The organism is Fusibacter paucivorans (assembly GCF_018390735.1).
Classification (GTDB): domain Bacteria; phylum Bacillota; class Clostridia; order Peptostreptococcales; family Acidaminobacteraceae; genus Fusibacter; species Fusibacter paucivorans.
The window spans coordinates 81,567-102,297 of the sequence record NZ_JAHBCL010000015.1 but is presented as its reverse complement, the minus strand read 5'-3'; the positions used below and the strand labels follow the sequence as shown (position 1 = coordinate 102,297).

Annotated in this window: 20 protein-coding genes; 16 read left to right on the top strand and 4 right to left on the bottom strand. The window is 43.4% G+C overall.

The features are described from left to right. Positions 1 to 13: 13 nt before the first annotated feature. From KHM83_RS10100 to KHM83_RS10065, 8 genes are all read left to right on the top strand, one after another. On the top strand, positions 14 to 793 hold the full coding sequence (locus KHM83_RS10100) for a 3'(2'),5'-bisphosphate nucleotidase CysQ family protein (protein WP_213236893.1): 780 nt from the start codon (positions 14 to 16) through the stop codon (positions 791 to 793). 55 nt (positions 794 to 848) lie between these two features. Next, complete coding sequence (locus KHM83_RS10095; RefSeq protein ID WP_213236892.1) at positions 849 to 1,316, top strand: cob(I)yrinic acid a,c-diamide adenosyltransferase; 468 nt, start codon at positions 849 to 851, stop codon at positions 1,314 to 1,316. 81 nt (positions 1,317 to 1,397) lie between these two features. Beyond that, positions 1,398 to 2,228: a 4Fe-4S binding protein gene (locus KHM83_RS10090; protein WP_213236891.1), complete on the top strand. Its 831-nt coding sequence runs from the start codon at positions 1,398 to 1,400 to the stop codon at positions 2,226 to 2,228. Further along, positions 2,225 to 3,046 (top strand): hypothetical protein, encoded by an 822-nt coding sequence (locus KHM83_RS10085; protein WP_213236890.1) that lies wholly within the window; start codon positions 2,225 to 2,227, stop codon positions 3,044 to 3,046. The genes KHM83_RS10090 and KHM83_RS10085 overlap by 4 nt, the downstream gene beginning before the upstream one ends. 86 nt (positions 3,047 to 3,132) lie before the next feature. Next, entirely contained in the window at positions 3,133 to 4,167 is a 1,035-nt protein-coding gene (locus KHM83_RS10080; protein WP_213236889.1) for a YjjG family noncanonical pyrimidine nucleotidase, read from the top strand. A 34-nt stretch (positions 4,168 to 4,201) separates the two neighbouring features. After that, positions 4,202 to 4,627 (top strand): DinB family protein, encoded by a 426-nt coding sequence (locus KHM83_RS10075; RefSeq protein WP_213236888.1) that lies wholly within the window; start codon positions 4,202 to 4,204, stop codon positions 4,625 to 4,627. 216 nt (positions 4,628 to 4,843) lie between these two features. After that, entirely contained in the window at positions 4,844 to 5,494 is a 651-nt protein-coding gene (locus KHM83_RS10070; RefSeq protein ID WP_213236887.1) for a HutD family protein, read from the top strand. 333 nt (positions 5,495 to 5,827) lie between these two features. After that, positions 5,828 to 7,090, top strand: a complete 1,263-nt coding sequence (locus KHM83_RS10065; RefSeq protein ID WP_213236886.1) for an Nramp family divalent metal transporter — start codon at positions 5,828 to 5,830, stop codon at positions 7,088 to 7,090. A 233-nt stretch (positions 7,091 to 7,323) separates the two neighbouring features. On the opposite strand, the gene KHM83_RS10060 is transcribed toward KHM83_RS10065, so the two are convergent. The 3 genes from KHM83_RS10060 to KHM83_RS10050 all read right to left on the bottom strand — a co-directional run bounded on the left by KHM83_RS10060 (position 7,324) and on the right by KHM83_RS10050 (position 10,500). After that, a complete protein-coding gene (locus tag KHM83_RS10060; protein WP_213236885.1) occupies positions 7,324 to 9,231 on the bottom strand; it encodes a sensor histidine kinase in 1,908 nt (635 codons plus the stop codon). Next, complete coding sequence (locus tag KHM83_RS10055) at positions 9,215 to 9,904, bottom strand: response regulator transcription factor (RefSeq protein ID WP_213236884.1); 690 nt, start codon at positions 9,902 to 9,904, stop codon at positions 9,215 to 9,217. Before KHM83_RS10055 ends, KHM83_RS10060 begins: the two co-directional genes overlap by 17 nt. A gap of 113 nt (positions 9,905 to 10,017) precedes the next feature. Beyond that, on the bottom strand, positions 10,018 to 10,500 hold the full coding sequence (locus tag KHM83_RS10050) for a DUF4342 domain-containing protein (RefSeq protein WP_213236883.1): 483 nt from the start codon (positions 10,498 to 10,500) through the stop codon (positions 10,018 to 10,020). 413 nt (positions 10,501 to 10,913) lie between these two features. Between KHM83_RS10050 and KHM83_RS10045 the strand changes: the two genes are divergently transcribed. From KHM83_RS10045 to bioB, 4 genes are all read left to right on the top strand, one after another. Continuing rightward, entirely contained in the window at positions 10,914 to 11,987 is a 1,074-nt protein-coding gene (locus KHM83_RS10045) for a carbohydrate kinase (RefSeq protein ID WP_213236882.1), read from the top strand. Between the two features lie 92 nt (positions 11,988 to 12,079). Then, a complete protein-coding gene (locus tag KHM83_RS10040) occupies positions 12,080 to 13,015 on the top strand; it encodes a pseudouridine-5'-phosphate glycosidase (protein ID WP_213236881.1) in 936 nt (311 codons plus the stop codon). A gap of 358 nt (positions 13,016 to 13,373) precedes the next feature. Beyond that, positions 13,374 to 13,943 carry a biotin transporter BioY gene (locus KHM83_RS10035; RefSeq protein ID WP_213236880.1) on the top strand — a complete coding sequence of 190 codons (570 nt, stop codon included), beginning with the start codon at positions 13,374 to 13,376 and terminating at the stop codon, positions 13,941 to 13,943. Positions 13,944 to 13,956: 13 nt separating this feature from the next. Continuing rightward, a complete protein-coding gene (gene bioB / locus KHM83_RS10030) occupies positions 13,957 to 14,919 on the top strand; it encodes a biotin synthase BioB (RefSeq protein ID WP_213236879.1) in 963 nt (320 codons plus the stop codon). A gap of 51 nt (positions 14,920 to 14,970) precedes the next feature. On the opposite strand, the gene KHM83_RS10025 is transcribed toward bioB, so the two are convergent. Then, the gene (locus KHM83_RS10025; RefSeq protein ID WP_213236878.1) at positions 14,971 to 15,531 is read right to left on the bottom strand and encodes an HD domain-containing protein; all 561 of its coding nucleotides are present in this window, start codon (positions 15,529 to 15,531) and stop codon (positions 14,971 to 14,973) included. Between the two features lie 164 nt (positions 15,532 to 15,695). On the opposite strand from KHM83_RS10025, the gene KHM83_RS10020 reads away from it, so the two are divergent. The 4 genes from KHM83_RS10020 (at position 15,696) to KHM83_RS10005 (ending at position 20,611) form a co-directional block, all read left to right on the top strand. Next, positions 15,696 to 17,789 (top strand): ribonucleoside triphosphate reductase, encoded by a 2,094-nt coding sequence (locus KHM83_RS10020; RefSeq protein ID WP_213236877.1) that lies wholly within the window; start codon positions 15,696 to 15,698, stop codon positions 17,787 to 17,789. Positions 17,790 to 17,888: 99 nt separating this feature from the next. Continuing rightward, positions 17,889 to 18,596, top strand: coding sequence for an anaerobic ribonucleoside-triphosphate reductase activating protein (locus KHM83_RS10015; protein WP_213236876.1), 708 nt, complete (start codon positions 17,889 to 17,891; stop codon positions 18,594 to 18,596). Positions 18,597 to 18,672: 76 nt separating this feature from the next. Further along, a complete protein-coding gene (gene acpS, locus KHM83_RS10010; protein ID WP_213236875.1) occupies positions 18,673 to 19,053 on the top strand; it encodes a holo-ACP synthase in 381 nt (126 codons plus the stop codon). A gap of 1 nt (position 19,054) precedes the next feature. Continuing rightward, positions 19,055 to 20,611 (top strand): NAD(P)H-hydrate dehydratase, encoded by a 1,557-nt coding sequence (locus KHM83_RS10005; protein ID WP_213236874.1) that lies wholly within the window; start codon positions 19,055 to 19,057, stop codon positions 20,609 to 20,611. Positions 20,612 to 20,731 lie beyond the last annotated feature (120 nt).

The window sequence follows — 20,731 nt, the reverse complement described above, 5'->3', positions numbered from 1 at the left end:
AAGGGGGGCGATTATGGTCTATCGTACCGAACTCGACGTCGCCATAAAGGCGGCGGCTTTAGCAGGCGAACGGATTCTGAAAGTGTACGATGAAGCCTTTGAAGTAGCGTATAAAGAGGATTCATCACCTGTAACGGAAGCGGATGTTTCTGCTGGACTTGCGATTGAAAAGTTTATTAAAGCGCATTTTCCCGAGGATGGCTTTCTTTCTGAAGAGATGGAAGATGACGGCAGTCGCCATCAAAAGACGCGCTTTTGGGTCATTGATCCTTTAGACGGTACTAAGGAATTTGTTAAAAAAAATGATGAATTTGCGGTTAACATCGGTCTTGTTGATCGCGGTAAAGTCGTATTGGGCGTGGTCTATATTCCGGTGACAGGAACTATCTATTACGCTGTTAGCGGGCAGGGCGCGTATCGGCAAAGTGCCGATAAACTGGAACAGTTAAGTGTCTCTCATAGACGCAATCCCGTTAGGCTGCTCATTAGTCGTTCTCATCCTTCGCCGCGAACGAGTGAGCTCATCGACCTACTGAAATCACGTATTGAATGTATCCAGGAAATGGGGAGTTCTATTAAGGGGTGTCTCATAGCAGCAGGTGAATTTGATATTTATTATAATTTTGGCACCAGCATGAAATGGGATACCTGTGCACTTGATTGTATTGTTAAGGAAGCCGGCGGGATCATGAAACGCTTGGATGGTGAACCCATTAACTATATGGAAAGCAGTCCTTATAACCGGGGGTTTTACATTGTAAATGATTCTGCTAACGAAGTGAAGCTTTCATAAACGGTTTGCATAAACGATGGCAAAACGAGAACAGCATATTGCTGGGGAGAATTATATGACGCATATTTACACGGGAAACGGAAAGGGTAAATCGACAGCGGCATTTGGTCTGGCTGTAAGGGCCGCTATGGCAGATTTAAAAGTCTATATCGTTCAGTTTGCCAAGACGGAAAAGTATCATGAAACGCGGATTGAATCTTATGTAAAATGGATTCACATTGAGCAGTGGGGAACCCCTGAAAAGATGGCGAGCGGACTAAAACAGCTATGGCAAAACGTCGCAGCACATGGGGATGATGTGGTCATATTAGATGAAATAACCATCGCGCTCATGATGAATCACATTACACTTGATTCAGTGATTACACTGATTAAGGCAAAGCCTAAAAATGTAGAATTGGTTTTAACGGGCATTAATTGCCCCAAGCCGCTATACGAATATGCTGATGTTGTGACAGAGATGACGCAGATTAAACACTATTACCAAAAGGGCATTACATCAAGAGCGGGCTTTGATTGTTAAAATCCTCGCAAAATTCTTTAAAACTCCATAAGAACTACACAATTCACCTCTAAGATAAAGAAAAAACTTAGAGGTGAAATTATGTTTAAGCATCTGAAAAAAAGACATTTGCTGCAATTGTTTTTCTTCGTGCTCATTGGGATTATTGCCGTTAATCACACGCTGGCAGAAAGCGGCGGGGGAATCACATGGCTTTCGTCGGCATCATTACATGCCATTTGTCCATTTGGCGGCGTTGTAACGCTTTACCAATTGGTGACACTGGGAACCTTTGTACAGAAAATTCATATTTCTTCCGTTATTTTAATGGGGCTCGTTTTTTTACTGGCGGTACTCTTTGGCCCCGTGTTTTGCGGCTGGGTTTGCCCGCTAGGCTCCATACAGGAATGGTTTGGGAAAATCGGCAAGAAGATATTTAAAAAGCGCTATAATCAATTTATCCCTAAACGCGTTGATAGAGTACTCAGATGGCTTCGTTATGTGATTCTTGCAAGGGTGCTTTATATGACGGCGATGTCGGGCTATCTGGTCTTTGCAGAGATTGATCCATATCATGCACTTTACAATTTCTGGTCCAGCGAAACAGCAATACTCAGTATAATCGTTCTCTTAGTGGTACTCGTCATGAGCTTGTTTGTCGAGCGACCGTGGTGCAAGTACGCATGTCCATACGGTGCCGTACTCAGCATCACCAATAAAATCAGTATTTTTAAACTTAAACGGACTGAATCCAATTGTATAAACTGTAAAAAATGTGATGATGTGTGTCCGATGAATATTGAAGTCTCAGGCAAAGACGTCATTACGGACCTTAGTTGTATCAGATGTATGCAATGTACCTCGGAGAACAGCTGCCCAGTTTCTGATACCGTAACAATAGAACCCGTTCAATTTCAAGGAGGCCGAAAATGATGAAGCGCATACGTGAGCAAACCATTCTCATTGCCATACTCGTCATTATACTCGGCGGTATCGGTGTGACCATGGCGACGGGTATATGGTCGACGGAATCGACAAAAGTCCCCGTAAAATTCGAGACAGGTGATTTTGAAGGCGAGTACAATCCGGAAGACATTAGAGGTTCTTATACACTTGCTGAAATAGCATCTATATTTGAAATTCCCGAATCGATTTTAAAGACGGCTTTTGGCATTGATGAGAGTGTTTCAGCAGATTCTTTTAAGAGCAAAGACCTTGAAACGCTGTACCCTGAAGAGGTAGAGATTGGGAATGACGCAATGAAGGCGTTTGTATCACTCTATAAGGGGATTCCATATGAGTTAACAGGGCTAATACTGCCGGATGCAGCGGTTGATATTATTCTCAGTCAGTCGTATGACTTCGATGAGCCGCTGCGAAGTGCTATTGAGAGAACGCGTTACAGCATCTTTGAAGCACAGGCGTCTGCTGATGGTGATACACCAGATGGTGAGAACAACACTCTGACGGGAACAATCGATAATGAAACCACCGAATTCGTGAATGACGCATCGGATGCTGTTGAGAATGAGACTGCTCATGAAACGACAGAAGATGAACCAGTGATCAACGGCAATACAACTTTTATGCAGGCGTTGGATGCCGGTCTCTCAATATCAGATATCGAAGCGGTTATTGGCGGCGAAATACCCTCGACTGCGATGACGATAAAAGATTTTTGTGTGAACAGCGGATTGAGCTTTTCAACTGTTAAAACAACATTGACGGCTAAGATTGAGGCGCTCAAATAACAGATGGTGCATTTGATGCTGTTTTCGCAGTAGGCGTTTGCCTCCTCGGCATGCTTAAGATATAATGAGCATAATGAGGAGGCTTTATGTTGATATTCAAAAGGATCGCTTATATGCCTGAAACGATGCTGAACGAGCGGCGTTATGCTTTTGAAGCTTTGTCTGAGATGGATGTTGTCGCAGAAGTCTTGGTAACGGTGCCCAGTCTACAGGCATTGGCATCGGCGCAAATGGTGCCGGAGGATAAAAAATTAGAGTATGGGACCATTGAAGTGTTAAAATGGTATGAAGCGCCAAGTCGCTTTGCAGATGAAATCTACCGAACGGTATGTTATAAGTTCCCAAATGTCGGTGTCTGGCGTCATGCACTGACACTGGATGAAACAACGACGCTATTGTCATCTTCTGCATCTCAGTTGACGAGCTTGCGCGTTGTTCTGCTGGATTTGGATAATACCTTTTTCAATTATGACGCAGGTGAAAAGCAAGCTTTTGATGAAACGATGTCGGCTTTTGATTTGCCGTCGTCATCCTACCCGATCTATCAGCAGATCAACAAAGCGTACTGGGAAAAGCTTGAACGCGGTGAAATTACAAAGTCAGCGCTGCGCATACAGCGTTTTGAGGATTTCTTAAAACAAATAGGCAGCGACCTGATTCCAAAAGAGGTCGCGGATATTTACCTCGAAAATCTTTCAAAGGCCTGTATTCTCTATGATGACAGTCTTGACGTGCTCAAGCAGCTGAAGGCGCAGTATTTAGTGGCAGCTGTGTCAAACGGCATTGAGTCCGTGCAGCTCAGCAGACTTAAACTGGCTGGGATCGAATCGCTTTTTGATGCAGTGATTATATCCGAACAAGTAGGCGTTAATAAACCCGATCCTGCAATATTTGAAGCGGCGTTAAAGCGCGTAGATTATCATGGCCCAATGGGATCTGTCTTGATGGTCGGTGATAATTTAAATGCAGATATTCTGGGGGCAAAAGCCTTGGGGATGCGAACTTGTTGGATGAATTATGATATCCGGCTTGCTGGTGCATCCGCATCGGCAGACTTTGAAATACATCGCATAGGAGAACTGCTGTCAATCGTTGGCGGGTTGTCCACTGACGGCAAATAGAGGGTTGAAATTGGGATTAAAAGGAGAGGTGTAAATGGAGGTTTTGGTAGAAAAGTTACAGCAGGCATTTCAATTAACCAGTGATTTGGTAGAAGGACTTGAAGCATCACAGTTATCACTTGGACTTGGGGAGCTTCCATCCAATCGAATCGGTGAGCAGCTTTGGTGTGTCGTTGGCGCAAGAGAGAGTTATTTTAAGGCGATCCAGAAAAGTGAGTGGGCAGGCTTTAACTGTTCATTGATTAATGTTGCCAGCAAGCCGGAGATTATTGAACGGCTGCAGCTGACACAATCCGATATCATTGCCTTTTTAAGCGGCAAAACGCTCTCAGATAAGCAAGTTGATTTGGTTATTGATTTATTGACACATGAGATTCAGCATCATGGTCAACTCATTCGCTATCTGTATGGCAACGGCATTAAATTTCCAAAGAGCTGGCGTCAAAAGTATTCACTTTGATTAATTGTTTTGCTGAACGAGCAATATTGAATGCGCTATAATTTACATGAATTTAAAGAATAATGGTATAAATCAATGTTCATATTCGATACAATAGAATTGTATCAAAATGTGAACATTTTTTTGCATGGACATCCCTTTTGATAGAGCATATAATAATGCAAGGGTTCATTATGCGCTATGATTGGACATTCAGAATGAGATTGGAGGCATTTCATGAAGTATCGCATCATTGATCGACAACAGCATAAGTATCGTGAATGGTCCGGCGGCAAAAGTACCGAATTGTATATTTATCCAGAGGACGCCAATTATTTGGAACGACACTTTTTATGGCGCGTGAGTTATGCTACCGTAGATGCCGATAAAACGAGTTTTACGCCGCTCTATGGTGTTAAAAGATGGATTATGCCGCTTGAATCACCGCTTCTGCTCATGCACAAGAACGATATGCAGCCGCTTTATGACATTTCAGTTAAGCCCTATGAGGCGCATTGCTTTAAAGGGGAATGGGAAACGGTCAGTTACGGTAAGACAAATGACTTTAATTTAATGTTAAAAGAAGGCGCTTATGGTATTTTGAAACATTATAAAGTGCCTTCAGATCAGGAAATTGTGCTTAGCAAGATATTTCCCGAGAGTTTTGATGAACGTCTCCCGCTTTACCAGCGACGGCTTTCAATGGGGATCTATTGCATTGAAGAACCCATTGAAATATTGCACCCGGAAGGATTGCTGATTTTACCAAAAGAACAGCTCTTTTTAATGGATTATCAATATGAAGAGGGATATCAGCTTGCCAATTTTCTCATTAGACATCAAGCGGAGCGCAGCGTTAATATTGTTTTGTTCTTTGTAAGCTATTGAAAAGGTAATAATGCAATTTTTTCAAATAAATGTGATGATTCATTTTTGATGGTTTGAAAATATGAATGCGCGATTATGGGCAATAGATGATTACCGGATTAATTAGGAACGATATTACTTGATTTTTTAAGGACTTTTTTTTACACTAATCATATCAATGTGGATAGCCTCATGTGAACACATGGGGTTTTTAATTGAAAAAGGCTGTAGCTGGGATATTGACAAAAAGTCTAGCAAAACAGAAAACTTTGCGTCAATGAGTATACATCATACATCACACACTATACACTGCGAGAAATTGCATCATTTATAATAAATGGAGGCATCGAAAAGATGGAGAAATTAAAAAATATATTGGATACAAGCGGTCATAAGCCGAAACATGGGATACGCGAAATGCTTGGCTATATTGGACCGGGATTATTGGTAACTGTTGGGTTTATCGATCCGGGAAACTGGGCATCCAATATAGCTGCGGGAAGCGATTATGGTTATAAACTCTTATGGATGGTGACACTTTCAACCATTATGCTCATTCTTCTACAACACAATGTAGCTCATTTGGGCATTGTGACTGGCGATTGCCTTTCGGAAGCGGCGCAGAAGCATCTAAAACCGTGGTTGTCGAGAAGTGTTTTGGGGACCGGTATGATTGCTGCTGTGTCAACAGCGCTGGCGGAAATTTTAGGAGGGGCAATTGCCTTGGAGCTGCTCTTCGGCATACCGATCAAGGTTGGCTCTGTGCTGGTATTGCTGTTGATCTTGTTTTTCTTGTTTTCAAATACTTATAAGAAACTGGAAAAATGGATCGTTGGCTTTGTATCAATTATAGGGATAGCGTTTCTCTATGAGCTGCATATGGTTGATATACAATGGGGGGCTGTGATTAAAGGCTGGACGACCATTCAATTTCCAGCGAATTCCATGCCGATTATCATGTCTGTTTTAGGTGCTGTCGTCATGCCGCACAATTTGTTTTTGCACTCTGAAATTATTCAGAGTAGGCAGTGGCAGCTTGAAGATGACGTTGTCATTAAGCGACAGTTGAAATACGAGTTTGCAGATACGCTCTTTTCAATGATTATTGGCTGGGCGATTAACAGTGCCATGATTATTCTGGCGGCGACGACTTTCTTTACAGCGCATGTTTCCGTCGACGAATTATCGCAGGCACAGCAAATGCTCGTACCGCTGGTTGGTAATATGGCAGCACTGGTGTTTGGCGTTGCATTGCTTTTTTCCGGTATTGCGTCGACAATGACGGCAGGGATGGCAGGCGGCTCAATATTTGCAGGTATTTTTGGCGAGCCTTATGATATAGCAGACCGGCATACCAAAGTTGGTGTCGTCGGTGTTTTAGGTTTGGCAACGGTGCTAATCTTTGCAATTTCTGATCCTTTTCAAGGCCTTATCTACAGTCAAATGCTGCTGAGTATTCAATTGCCGATTACGGTATTTCTACAAATTTACTTGACATCATCAGAGAAGGTGATGGGCAAGTTTAAGAATACACTGCTTCACAACGTCGAACTCGGTGCAGTGGCCATAGTGCTGACGATTCTAAACCTCATGCTATTTGCGAGTTATTTCCAGTAGTTTGTTAAGGCATACCAATGGTTAGTTCTCATCCATTCCATTTGCTATCTTGATGAAGGTATTTTCTGAGTGTTGATTGTTGTTCGCTTTGAACGGGGCTATGCCCATAAGCGAAAACCCCCTTGTACTGAGTTGCCGTGGATTACTTTTAAGTGCCGCGGGCTCAGTACAAGGGGGTTGTTTATTTGAAGATAGGTCAAGCGATCGCTTGCAAATGAGGTATGCGTTTGCGGTTAAAGGCCGTTTTCACCGGCAGGGGTTTGCATCGGCAGCATTAATGTAAATGTCGTACCCTGATTGAGATCGCTTTCGACGATTATTTGGCCGCCGTGCTGTTCGATAATGATCTTGGCAATGGAAAGACCGAGTCCCGTACCGCCATGCTGTGCGTCTTTAAGTTTTGTTCTAGATTTGTCAGCACGATAGAAGCGATCGAAAATATGCGGAAGGTCTTCTTTTGAAATGCCAATGCCGTTATCGGCAATTGTTAGAACGTTATACGGGGGTTTAGGCGTCAGGTCAATGTTTATTTTTCCGTTTTCAGGGGTGTATTTGATGCTGTTGTCGATAAAGATGCGGCAGGCTTGTTTCAGCTTATCGATGGAGCCATATTGAATAAGTCGCTCTGTGATGTTTTCAGAGATATCATGCTGTGTATCAATGAGTCGCGTTTCTTTGACAATTTCCTGAATGAGTTCGGATAAGCTAAAAGTCAGCATATCCATCTTTAGTGTACCTTTGTCGTTTCGTGCGATAAAGAGCAGACTCTCAACAAGGGAGTGCATGTTTTCTGTTTCACCTAAAATCGCCTGAATACTCTCTTCGAGAATAGCAGGATCATCTTTTCCCCAACGGTTTAACATGCCGGCATAGCCTTTGATAACGGCAATCGGTGTCCGAAGTTCATGGGAGGCATCGGAAACGAACTGCTTTTCGCGTTCATAGCTTTGCTGAATATCGTCCAGCATTTTATTGAATGTCATCGCGAGGTCTTTGAGTTCATCTTTAGTACCACTGACGTTGAGTCGTGTACTGATTGACATTTCCTGTACTTGCTGCGTCATGGTGTGAATCGGGCGGAGTTGTTTATTCGCCATATGTGAAGCGGCTCGTATTGAAGAAAGCATAAAGACGATTGCCAGAACAATGGCAATTGGGAATGTCGTCTCAAGAATACTGCGCGTATAGCTCATATCCTTTTGAAGCGCCAGTGTATGGACAGTAGTGGTGCCGTCAACTACGGCAACCGTCCATAAATCCGGCAGATTTGGAAAATCGGCAAGATCGAATGTTACCGGTGCGACAATTTGATTTAAAACAGGTGCGGTTTCGTCAATGCTTTCATAAAGGAGTACTTCGCTTTGATCGTATAGGTATAGTTTTAAGTGATCTTGTGCTAAATAAGCTTGAAACAGTGGTGCGTCGTAGGCGGTGCCGTCTTGAATCATCGCTTGAATATAACTGAGGTTTTCATCCAGCCGTTTTTCGCCTGTATAGAACAAATAGTACGAAAAAGCGGCATAGATAAGGGCTAACAAAAGAACAAAGATAAAGAGAAGGCGAAAGGCATAGCCAATGGTCAATTTAAAAGTGATATTAAAACGAAGCAGGGATAAGAGCTGATTAATGCGCTGACCGATATAAGACCGTTCTCTTTCAAAAGCAGCATGCCGTTCAATTGATATATCACTGGCTTTAGGTGTTGCGTGCTTTTGCTGAATACTTTTGCTTTCAGTTGATGCAGGCTTAGATGTGCGCTTGGGCGCAGAAGCCTTAGAAGGTGCCTGTTTAACTGGAGACTGCTGCTTTGAAACAATAGATGCCGTCGATGTGACAGGTGAAAGCGATTGCGTAGATTCTGCCTTCGGCATTGACTTCAACTTAGACTTCGACTCGCTTTTCTGCCATTGTTTTTTTTCGCGCCGTTTGCGTTTAATATTCTCACGACGACGACGCTCATCCTCGATGTGCTGAAGACGCATTTTTCGCTTTCGGGCTTCTGCCTCCGCTTTTTTTTCAGATTTAGTCAGCGGTTTTGGTTCGCTAGTCACGAGTTTTACAGCGACATCACGTTTTTTCTTAGGCGCCTTGGGCGGTTCGCTATGGAGTTCTTCAATGCGATCCTTACTTATGATCTTCATCTTTAAATAGGTAACCTACCCCTCTAACGGTGTGAATAAATTTGGTTTGAAAGACATCATCAATTTTGCTGCGAAGGTATCTGATGTAAACATCGACGATTTTTGTTTCGCCAAAGTAATCATATCCCCAGACTTTATCTAGAATTTGTTCGCGGGAAAGCGCAATGTTTTTATTTTCTGCAAGGTAGTGCAAAAGGTCGAATTCTGTTTTGGTTAATTCGATGGGATGGTTATCATAGGTGACATTGTATTGATTGTAATCAATTTTAAGATTCCCGGATATAAAACAATTGGCTTGTACAGTGGGGACGGCAACTGTTTTTCGAAAAATACGACGAATTCGCGCCAGCAATTCTTCAATGGCAAAAGGCTTGGTCATATAGTCATCGGCGCCAAAATCAAGTCCCATGACTTTATCCATCGTATCATCTTTTGCTGTAAGCATAATGATGGGAATTTCGGAATTCAGGCGAATGCGCCGACAAACTTCCATACCGTTGAGTCCTGGGAGCATGATGTCTAAAATAATGAGATCGAATCCGCCTTCGAGTCCCATTTCAAGACCGGTACGGCCATCGTTTGCCGTTGAGACTTCAAAACCTTCATGCTTTAATTCCAATTCGATAAACCGTGCTATTTTGAGATCGTCTTCTACGACTAATATCTTGTGCATATATCCTCCCATACGATACTTTTTAATCTTAATATAGCATTTCAACCATTGAAATAAAAGCCTTTGCGTAAAAAAGGGTGAAATGCCTAAGCATTCACCCTTTCGTCTTTACGTTATTCGTAACGGTCTTCGTCAACAGGTGTTTCCTGTTTTGGTGCCATTTCATCGAATTTGAACTTGCTGCCGTCTGCGTTGAGAATTCGGATTTGGTAACCGAAGAAGTATGGCAGAATGAGCAGGAATAGCGATGCTGGCAATGTTACGAGGATAATGATGCCGGCGACTGTTAATGGAATGTCCAAAAGGCGTCTATCTTTTTTTGAAACGATGAAACTGGTTTTATGAAGTTTTTGGACAAATCCTTTGATGTCTTCAAAGATGTCTCTGTTTTGTGTTCTGCGCTGTTGTCTGCGTTGTTCTCTGTGTTCACGTGGATGTCTGCTTACGGTGTGTTTTGCAGTTTTCTGATTGGATTCGAGGTAGATAAGGGCTTCCACCATGTCGCCGTCGAATTTTTCGAGGGCTTCTTTAGCTTCTTTATAACTGATATTCGCTCTTTCCATAAGCATATCGATTTTTTCTAAACTCACTGACATTGTACGTTCCTCCTTTAATCGTAACGGTTAATTTCATTATACGCACGCTTTCTTAATAAGGTGCAAAAGCATGGTTAAAATTTGGAAAGAATCTTTTTCGACTGTTTCGCCGTCGAATGGCGGATCACTTTTGATGAACTTTGGATGATTTCATTATAGGCCGTCAGCATTAGAACAACACCAAAGCAAGGTTAGAAAACAAATAGAAAACGATTAGCATCCAGTGGGGGCACAAGGATATTTTGACAGCAATCGAATGCATAAAAAAAGCTGAAGTGATTGTAAAATGCGCGTTCTTTGATTAAAGGCAAAAAAGTGGGTGATGATGACTTGACTTTAAAGGGCGATCTGATATGATAAATATATAAACAAAATTATCCTATATAAACAAATGTTTATTAATTGAGGTGGCTATGACAGAACGCGAGCGTGAAATTCTAAGATTAATTGAAGGCGAACCGCTGATTACGCAGGAAATGTTGGCAGAACGGCTGGGCATTCAGCGATCATCCGTTGCCGTTCACATTTCGAATCTCATGAAAAAAGGCTACATTAAAGGGCGCGGCTATATTGTCGATTCGTCTCCGTATATTGTCGTTATCGGCGGCAGCAACATGGACATTATTGGAACACCCGATAAAAAGCTTATTCCGCGGGATTCGAATATTGGGACGGTGATGACGCGTGCCGGCGGCGTTGGTCGCAATATTGCTGAAAATCTTTCGGCACTGGGGCATCCGGTTCACTTTATTTCGGCGGTTGGTCAAGATGATTTTGGGCGAAAGCTTTTAGAAGCGCTCAACCAAAAGGGAATCCACACCGCAGGCGTTATGATGCATTCGTCGCTGCCGACATCGACCTACCTTTGCATTAACGATGTCGATCATGATATGGCGATGGCGATTTCACAGATGCACATTGCAGATGCCATTGACGTCAATTATTTGATGCAATGGGGGAAATTGATTGAAGGTGCTCGGCTGTTGGTACTTGATACGAACTTAAGTGAAGCGGCAATTCAATATCTTTTAACCGTGTATTCAGATCGACGTATTTGCATTGATCCGGTATCCACGGCAAAAGCGGCTAAATTAAAAGGCCATTTGGATAAAATTCATTTTTTAAAGCCTAATCTGATCGAAGCGGCATTACTGACGGAGATGGAACAGATGGCAGATGAATCGGAACGCGATTATGCAACAAGGCTGTGCGAGGCGCTTGTATCACTTGGCATTGGGGAAGTAGCACTGACGCTGGGTGCTGATGGCGTCGTTGTCGGCAATCATCGAGAAGTGCGTTTTTTTGAAAGTCATCGCGTAGCCGTTCAAAATACAACTGGTGCGGGAGATGCATTTTTTGCAGGTTATGTTCATGGCATTTTTTTCGATGTACCGTTGGAAACACGTGTTAACATGGCGTTAAGGTGTGCGTCACATCAAATATCTCAGCCACAGATGCCGCTGTCTGAAGCGATTGCATCATTGTAGAGGATGTGCTTAGCGCTCCAATGAGAGCGCCAATAAATTTCAAAGTGTTGAAACCGCGCAGGGGATGCGCAGTGAGGAAAGGATGAAATCATATGAATCAAGCCTATTTAAAGCATGTATTATACATTAAACCTGAAGTTAAAGAAGCGCTGGCAGCCGGCAAGCCCGTTGTCGCACTGGAATCGACGATTATCAGTCATGGTATGCCTTATCCTGAAAATGTGGCGACGGCCCGTGAAGTAGAGTCGATTATTCGTCGCGAGGGTGCCGTGCCGGCGACGATTGCCATTTTGAACGGTGTTATTAAAGTGGGGCTTACAGATGATGAACTTGAATATTTAGGGCAGGCACAAAACGTCGTTAAAGTTTCCAGACGAGATTTCCCAATTGTGATCGCAAATAAGCAAAACGGTGCGACGACAGTGGCGGCGACGATGATCTGCGCAGCGCTCGCTGGGATTGCCGTCTTTGTGACAGGCGGCATTGGAGGTGTTCACAGAGGTGCTCAAGAGACCTTTGACATTTCTGCGGATTTGACGGAATTGGGACAGACTTCTGTTGCCGTCGTTTGTGCCGGTGCGAAGTCAATACTCGATTTGGGACTGACCCTTGAACACCTCGAGACGCTGGGGGTTCCCGTTATTGGTTATGGCACTGAGGAACTGCCTGCCTTTTATACGCGTTCAAGCGGCTTTAATGTGGATTATCGTATGGACACGCCGGAGGATGTCGCTGCTGCGATACATCATAAATGGAATCTTGGACTGAATGGCGGACTGGTGATTGCCAATCCTATTCCGGCAGAAGATCAACTGGACAAACAATTTATCGACGGTATTATTGAATCGGCTTTAAAACATGCAGCTGAACGCGGTATTAAAGGTAAGGAGACGACGCCGTATCTATTGTCCGAAATTAAACGTTTAACGGAGGGGACGAGTTTAGCGGCAAATATTCAACTCATTTACAACAATGCTAGAGTAGGTGCCAATATTGCCAAAGCATATGCGCTATTACAGAAGTACTGATTTTTCTTTAACAAAGTTTAACAATATTAAAGCATTTATTAATAGAAACTTAATTGACTGTCAAGCTTGGATTTGATATCATTAAGCACACGTTAAATTTCTTTTTAAACATTTACATTTCCCCCTTTTATTCGAATGTAAATGGATTTCACACATCTCTAATTTGGCAGGAGGTGTGTTTTTTTTATTTTTTGAAGACAATCAAAGTGATGTGCCTGTTTTGGTTCTTGAAACACTGATAAAATAATGTTGACTGTATTGTTAACCTCGATTGACAACCAAGTTTACGTAAACTGTTGACAATTACTTGGTTGACATTTAAAATAGAATTATTCAAATAGGATTGGGAGGAAATTTCATGAAGACGAGAGATATGGTCATTATTGCTATTTTTGCCGCATTGACGGCGATTGGAGCGTTTATCAAAATACAGATCGGCGTTGTGCCCTTTACATTTCAGTTCTTTTTCTGCGCACTTTCCGGGGCTTTACTCGGTGCTAAACGCGGTGTGTTGTCGCAACTGCTTTATGTCGGCATGGGTCTGATCGGCATCCCGGTTTTTACAAACGGCGGCGGGCCAACTTATATTTTTCAGCCAACATTTGGTTACCTTTTAGGCTTTATCATATGCGCCTATATCATTGGTTGGGCGACTGAACGCATGTCGGAGGTTTCACTGCCCAAAGTATTGGCGGCGACAGTAGCGGGTCTGATGGTCGTTTATATTGTCGGTGTTCCTTATTTATATTTAATTGTCAGAGTCTATTTGGCAACGGGAACTTATACATTCATGAATGCCGTCGTAGGCGGTTTTGTACCTTTTATAGGACCTGATCTGATTATGAGTGTTATTACGGCATCCGTTGCCGCTATTATTCTGCCGCGACTTAGACAAATGGGCTATACGAAAGCTTACCGTGTACGATAGGGGGATGCCGCTGATGGAATGGAAAGAGGCTTTACAGGAAGAAACGGCAGTGGCTTCATGGTCGTATGAAGCGGTTTGCCATCTTGCAGAGAATCCCATGGTTCAAACGGAGGATTTGATGATGGGAGCAGATGCTGTACGACGTCAATTTAAGGGAACGCAAACATCGCTGTGCACCATTGTCAATGGCAGGAGCGGCAAGTGCAGTGAAGATTGTAAATTTTGTGCGCAGTCAAAATATTATCCGACAGATGTGACGACTTATGGCATGATGCCAACGGAGGACATCTTAAAGGCTGCAAAAACAGCAGAAGAATCAGGCGTTCATTGTTTTTCGATTGTGACAAGCGGTGGGTATCTGAGCGATTCGCTGCTGGAAGCACTTGAACCGGTTTACAGACGGCTGAAAGCAGAAACGCAACTTTCGCTCTGCGCTTCACATGGCATGCTGACGGCTTTACAAGCGCAAAGGCTGAAAGCGGTCGGTGTTACAACTTATCATCACAATCTGGAAACGTCGAGAAAATTTTATCCGACGATCTGTACGACACATGCCTATGATGAGCGTATTGAAACCGTGAAAGTATGTCAATCAGCAGGCTTGAATGTCTGCTGCGGAGGGATCATGGGACTTGGTGAGACGATGGCAGACCGCATTTCCCTCGCTTTTGAAATCAAGGCGCTTGGCATACAATCTGTTCCCATGAACATACTGATGCCGATTGAAGGAACGCCAATGGCGATGAATGCCCCACTTTCTACGGATGAGATTTTAAGAACACTTGCGATGTTTCGCCTGATTTTACCGGAGGCGGATATTCGCATTGCAGGTGGGAGAGCCAAGCTGGGAAGACACGTTGAAAACGCGCTGACAGGTGGTGTCAACGCGTTAATGGTAGGCAATTATTTGACGACGATTGGCAGTGTGGTCGAAGCGGATTTAAAAATGATGGCGGCATTGGGCTATCAGCTTTAGACCGCAAATAGCGTCAGAAAATACTTGTATTAAGGAAAGGGCATCATTGCTTCATTTCACTTGTGTTTCTGTTTCATTAGCCGGAAAGACGAGATCAATTTCAGATGCAAGTTCACGATAGAGCGCGTGGTGCCGAATAGGTGCCAGGCGCTTTAATACGGCGTGATAGTACCATGACTGCTGCTCGAATCCCGCGTTGAATTTTGTCCACAGCGTATCGCCCATTTCACTGAGGTGTCTGTGGATACTCTTCAAGTTTGTAAGCTTGTCAACACAGACGATAAACCTCACTTCATCTGAAACGGTTTCGAGATGCGCCAAGTAACGTTTTTTACGTGTTTGCCAGTCGAGTGATTTATCCTGCTCGGTACAGTCATTGACAAGGTCTGCAACGTGTTTGCCGAATGCTTTTATGAGATCGTCATAAATGAGTGGTGTATCTTCGAGGGTATCGTGAAGAATCCCCGCACAGATGACATCGTCTGAAAAGCCATATTTCGACAAGATCATCCCCACTTCAATTGGATGTGCCGCATAGAGATCGAGATCCAATTTGCGTATTTGGCCGTCGTGTGCTTTTAAGGCTGTATGTATCGCTTGGTATAAGATCATGGTATCGCCTCCCATCTATTCCTATTTTAGCATAATGAAGCTAGAGACGATAGCACCAGGACATAGGTCCCATGAAAAAAACATAAAAAAAACATCGGCACCCTAACAAGATATTGTGTATAATTGATATGGATATACTGTATGTAGCAAGAGGAGGGGATCGCATGCAAATGAATGTTGAAAAGCGCAATGGCGCACTCGTCGCCTTTGACAGGAAAAAAATAGAACAGGCGATTTTAAAGGCTTTGGCCGCAACAAAACCTGATCGGCTTAGAAAAGACATGGTAAAACTTTCAGAAGTGATCACGGATTATGTTGTCATTACACTTGAAAAAGCTGAAAAACCGACAGTTGAATCCATTCAGGACGTCGTTGAAAATACATTGATGCAGATGGGCGAGTATCAAACGGCAAAAAATTATATCAAATACCGTTATGAGCATAAGAAAAAGCGTGCGCATCGTCAGACGGCAATGGATATTTTATCGCTCTTTGACGATTATCTAGGCCAAAACGACTGGCTCGTCAAAGAAAACTCCAACATGGGTTTTTCCCTGCAAGGACTCAACAACCATATCATTTCAAAAGCTTCAAAATCATTTTGGCTAAATGAAGTTTATGATGAAAAAATTGCAGATGCACATGAATCGGGTGCACTGCATATTCATGATTTGGGGTTGCTTTCTACCTATTGCTGCGGCTGGAGCCTCGAAGATTTGCTGTTGAAAGGATTCGGCGGCGTGGCGGGGAAAGTTGAAGCAGCGCCTGCAAAGCATTTTGATACGGCACTCCTTCAAATTGTCAACTTTATTTATACGGTGCAGGGCGAAGCGGCCGGCGCGCAGGCAATTTCAAATTTTGATACACTGCTCGCCCCTTTTGTCGCGCAGGACGGTCTTGATTATAATACCGTGAAACATTATATGAAAACGTTTATCTTCAATATGAATATCGCGACGCGCGTTGGTTTTCAAACGCCGTTTTTCAATATCACCATGGATAAAGAAGTGCCGATTACGCATCGTGATTTGCCGATTATCGTCGACGGCAAACATGATTTCAATAAAACCTATGCACAATTTCAAACGGAAATGGACATGATTAATAGAGCATTTTGCGAAGTGATGATGGCTGGAGATGCAAAAGGACGTATTTTTACATTTCCGATACCGACCTACAATATTACAGATGACTGGAATTGGCAAAATGAAGTGACAGATATCATTATGGAAATGACGGCTAAATACGGTACGCCGTATTTTAGTAATTTTGTCAATTCAGACCTTAATCCGGAAGATGTCCGCAGCATGTGCTGTCGCTTGAGACTTGATAACAAAGCGCTCATCAGAAGAGGCGGCGGATTGTTTGGCGCTAATCCGAAGACGGGCTCCATTGGCGTTGTAACCATTAATATGGCGCGGCTTGGCTATATGAATCATACGATGGAAGGGCTTTTCGACAGCCTCGAAAGACTGATGGATATTGCAAAACAATCGCTCGAATCCAAGCGGAAAATTCTCGAAGAAAATATGCAGCGCGGGCTTTATCCCTACTCGAGATATTACCTTCAAGATGTTTACGATACCCAGGGCGAATACTGGCACAATCACTTTGCTACCATTGGGCCAAACGGCATGAATGAATGTATTCAAAACTTCACCGGGAGCCGTGAGAGCATCTTAACGGTTAAAGGGAAGCAAATGGCAGAGGCTATCCTGGATTATATGAACGAAGTGCTTCTGAAATTTCAGCTCGAAACCGGCCATCTCTACAATTTGGAAGCAAGTCCTGCTGAAGGCGCTGCTTACCGATTTGCTAAAATTGACAAGGCGATGTTCCCGGATATCGTCACAGCAGGCGTCGGAGCACCTTACTATACGAATTCGACACAGCTTCCGGTTGGCTATACAGAAGATTTATTTGAAGCGTTAAATGCACAGGACTCATTGCAGACGAAATACACTGGCGGCACAGTGTTTCACGGCTTTATTCCCGAGCGAATTGAGGATGTGGAAATCGTAAAGACGATTTTAAAAGATGTGACCCAGCAGTATCGACTGCCGTATTTTACGATCACGCCGACTTTTAGCATTTGTGAAGACCATAAGTATATTGCTGGGGAACATGCAACCTGTCCAACATGCGGTAAGACCACGGAAATCTGGTCGCGCGTCGTCGGTTACCATCGACCGATCCAGTCGTGGAATGTTGGTAAGCAGTCTGAATTTATTGATCGAAAAGCCTTTGTCGTTAGATAATGGCAGCGTAAAGAAAAACAGCTATGATCTATGTTGTGCAAAATAAGATAACGCAATAATAAACCCTAATAATGACTGTATTAAAGGAGCAACAACGTTTTGAACATCGGCGGCTTTTTAAAAACATCTTATAGTGATTTCCCAGGCCATTTGTCTAGTGTTATATTCACCAATGGCTGCAATTTTAAATGCCCATATTGTCACAATGGGGACTTGGCAAGTGGAAGAGCCCCCGCGACAGAGACATTTGATACGATATTAACTAAGCTTGATCAAAGACGACAGCACATTCGTGCTGTCGTTATTTCGGGTGGGGAACCAACACTTTACCGTGATTTGCCGGATTGTATTCGAATGCTGAAAAATGAAGGCTATGCAGTCAAGCTGGATACGAATGGTTCAAATCCAGAGATGCTTGAACACCTGCTTCGAGAATCGCTGCTTGATTATGTTGCCATGGACTATAAATGGTTGATTTCGGATTATGCACCTTTTATAGCAGATCCGGTCTTGGCGGCGTCGACTGCATGGCTGAATGCTTCAATTGACTTGACTATTGGGAGCGGAATTGATCATGAATTTAGAACCACTGTATTGTCTCCGTACCATCGAGAGGATGTTCTCGAAAAAATGGGCAGGCGAATTGCAGGTGCACAGGCTTGGTCGCTGCAACAGTACCAGTACACGGCAAACCAGCTTGAAGATTGTCATTTTGAAACGTATTCAAAATCGGTTCTGGAGGCTTTTGCAAATTGTCATGCAAAAGCATTTCCGAAAATGAAAATTCGTGTTCGTGCAAAGGTTTAGCGGGGGTTAGCATCATTGACGAATAACTATATTCGAAGTATAATGTGTACGATTATGTGTAATGGAGCGTGATGAAATGGGATTGATCGGCAATGGTGTCGATTTATTGGAAATTGAGCGAATAGTGGCAATTCTCAAAAAGCGGCCGCATTTTATTGAACGCTATTTTACAGAAAATGAACGCGTTTATTTTGAGCTAAAACATATGAAGGCAGAAACAATTGCTGCGACATTTGCGGCAAAAGAAGCTGTTTCAAAGTGCTTTGGCACAGGTGTGCGCGGATTTGAACTCAAGGAAATTGAAGTGCTCAGAGATGAACTGGGCAAACCTTATATTATATTGCACGGGAAGGCCAAAACGCTGGCAGAATCTTTGAAGATCACTGAACTTCAGCTTTCATTGTCACACAGTAAAAAAATGGTCGTCGCGTTTGTCATCGCAATTGGGGGGCATTAGGGTGAAAATTGCATTAGAACAAGATATACGAAAAATTGATCACACAGCTTCAAAAAAATATCATGTACCATCTATTGTGTTAATGGAGAATTCGGGTATTGCATTGGCTGAGGAAGTCCAAAAACAATACCATTCGCCAAAACAGCGGATTATCATCGTCGTGGGCATGGGAAACAACGGCGGTGACGGCATGGTCTGTGCGCGGCACTTGTTCAATCAGGGGAAAACAGTCATTGTTTTTCTCGTGGGTAATACGAAAAAATTATCGCCGGATGCAGCATTGAATTATGAGATGTTGAAACCGCTTGATATTCGAATGGAAGCAATCAACGAAATCAATGGCGTCAAAAAAATGGGCAAGATGATTTGGCCGGATGATATTGTCGTCGACTGTTTGTTCGGTATTGGACTAAAACGAGATGTTGACGGCGTCTGCGAATTTGTAATCAATGAAATTAACCAGTCTCAGGGCTATGTCATTGCCTGTGATATACCAAGCGGCATTAATGCCAGTGATGGCAGTGTTATGAAGACGGCAGTCCGTGCGGATAAAACCGTTGCCATTTGTCTGCCGAAAGTTGGCAATATCATGTTTCCGGGTGCTGATTATAATGGTGAACTCGTGGTGAAGCGCATTGGCCTCTCCGATAAATTGATTGGTGAAATGGGCATTCCATATCAGACGATTTCTGAAAGTGATGTCAGACGCATTATACCAAAGCGGCAAATGAATTCGCATAAAGGTACCTATGGCAAAGCGAGCCTGATTGCCGGTTCTTTTGGCATGACAGGGGCGGCAATTTTGGCAGCAAAGGCTTCGCTCCGATCGGGAATCGGGTTGCTTAAGCTCGTTATACCGGAAAGTCTTCATACCATTATAACGACGAATGTTCCGGAGGTGGTTACGGTACCGCTGATGGAAACCAGACGCGGCGTCTTTGGTATTAACCAAGTGGAGAAGCTTATTCAGAACTGTAAAGGCTCTGATGTCGTTGCCATTGGACCTGGCTGTGGACAGAATGCAGAAATGATTGAGGTCGTTAGGCAATTGATCACACAAGTGGACAAACCGCTGGTGATTGATGCAGACGGGCTCAATACGCTGTCGAAAAATGTTGAACTGCTCGCCAACCGTGTCAATGGTATCGTTATTACGCCGCATCCGGGAGAAATGAGCCGATTAACGGGTTTGACCATAGAAGCGATTAACCAGCATCCCATTGATACGGCGACCGAATTTGCCGTGAAGTGGCAGATCGTCGTCGTTTTAAAAGGCGCTAGGACCGTTGTGGCATTGCCCGATGGCTCTGTTTATGTTAATCTAACAGGCAATCCGGGTATGGCAACTGCTGGCAGCGGTGATGTACTGACCGGCATTATCACGAGTTTGATTGCACAGGGAATGACATTGGCAAATGCTGCGATTGCAGGTGTTTTCCTGCATGGTTACTCCGGTGATATTATGGCGGTTCAAAGAGGTGAACACGGATTGATTGCCGGTGATTTAATAGAAGGGATTACACAGGCATTCAATGCACTTTTAAAGCAGTCTATATAGATGCGATCGGTGCTGCCGGCTATTATAAAGATTGCTGATATTGGAAAAATATATTAAAGAAAGATTAGATGAAAGCATCGATTTAAAAAGTTATTTTAAGTCGGTGCTTTAAGACGTCGT

Excerpts from the sequence above, each read along its gene's own strand:
- KHM83_RS10080 (WP_213236889.1), top strand. The coding sequence starts at position 3,133 with ATGTTGATATTCAAAAGGATCGCTTATATGCCTGAAACGATGCTGAAC.
- KHM83_RS10075 (WP_213236888.1), top strand. The coding sequence starts at position 4,202 with ATGGAGGTTTTGGTAGAAAAGTTACAGCAGGCATTTCAATTAACCAGT.
- KHM83_RS10020 (WP_213236877.1), top strand. The coding sequence starts at position 15,696 with ATGCAAATGAATGTTGAAAAGCGCAATGGCGCACTCGTCGCCTTTGAC.
- KHM83_RS10025 (WP_213236878.1), bottom strand. The coding sequence starts at position 15,531 with ATGATCTTATACCAAGCGATACATACAGCCTTAAAAGCACACGACGGC.
- KHM83_RS10090 (WP_213236891.1), top strand. The coding sequence starts at position 1,398 with ATGTTTAAGCATCTGAAAAAAAGACATTTGCTGCAATTGTTTTTCTTC.
- KHM83_RS10065 (WP_213236886.1), top strand. The coding sequence starts at position 5,828 with ATGGAGAAATTAAAAAATATATTGGATACAAGCGGTCATAAGCCGAAA.
- KHM83_RS10045 (WP_213236882.1), top strand. The coding sequence starts at position 10,914 with ATGACAGAACGCGAGCGTGAAATTCTAAGATTAATTGAAGGCGAACCG.
- bioB (WP_213236879.1), top strand. The coding sequence starts at position 13,957 with ATGGAATGGAAAGAGGCTTTACAGGAAGAAACGGCAGTGGCTTCATGG.
- KHM83_RS10095 (WP_213236892.1), top strand. The coding sequence starts at position 849 with ATGACGCATATTTACACGGGAAACGGAAAGGGTAAATCGACAGCGGCA.
- KHM83_RS10100 (WP_213236893.1), top strand. The coding sequence starts at position 14 with ATGGTCTATCGTACCGAACTCGACGTCGCCATAAAGGCGGCGGCTTTA.
- KHM83_RS10060 (WP_213236885.1), bottom strand. The coding sequence starts at position 9,231 with ATGAAGATCATAAGTAAGGATCGCATTGAAGAACTCCATAGCGAACCG.
- KHM83_RS10040 (WP_213236881.1), top strand. The coding sequence starts at position 12,080 with ATGAATCAAGCCTATTTAAAGCATGTATTATACATTAAACCTGAAGTT.
- acpS (WP_213236875.1), top strand. The coding sequence starts at position 18,673 with ATGGGATTGATCGGCAATGGTGTCGATTTATTGGAAATTGAGCGAATA.
- KHM83_RS10085 (WP_213236890.1), top strand. The coding sequence starts at position 2,225 with ATGATGAAGCGCATACGTGAGCAAACCATTCTCATTGCCATACTCGTC.
- KHM83_RS10035 (WP_213236880.1), top strand. The coding sequence starts at position 13,374 with ATGAAGACGAGAGATATGGTCATTATTGCTATTTTTGCCGCATTGACG.
- KHM83_RS10070 (WP_213236887.1), top strand. The coding sequence starts at position 4,844 with ATGAAGTATCGCATCATTGATCGACAACAGCATAAGTATCGTGAATGG.
- KHM83_RS10050 (WP_213236883.1), bottom strand. The coding sequence starts at position 10,500 with ATGTCAGTGAGTTTAGAAAAAATCGATATGCTTATGGAAAGAGCGAAT.
- KHM83_RS10055 (WP_213236884.1), bottom strand. The coding sequence starts at position 9,904 with ATGCACAAGATATTAGTCGTAGAAGACGATCTCAAAATAGCACGGTTT.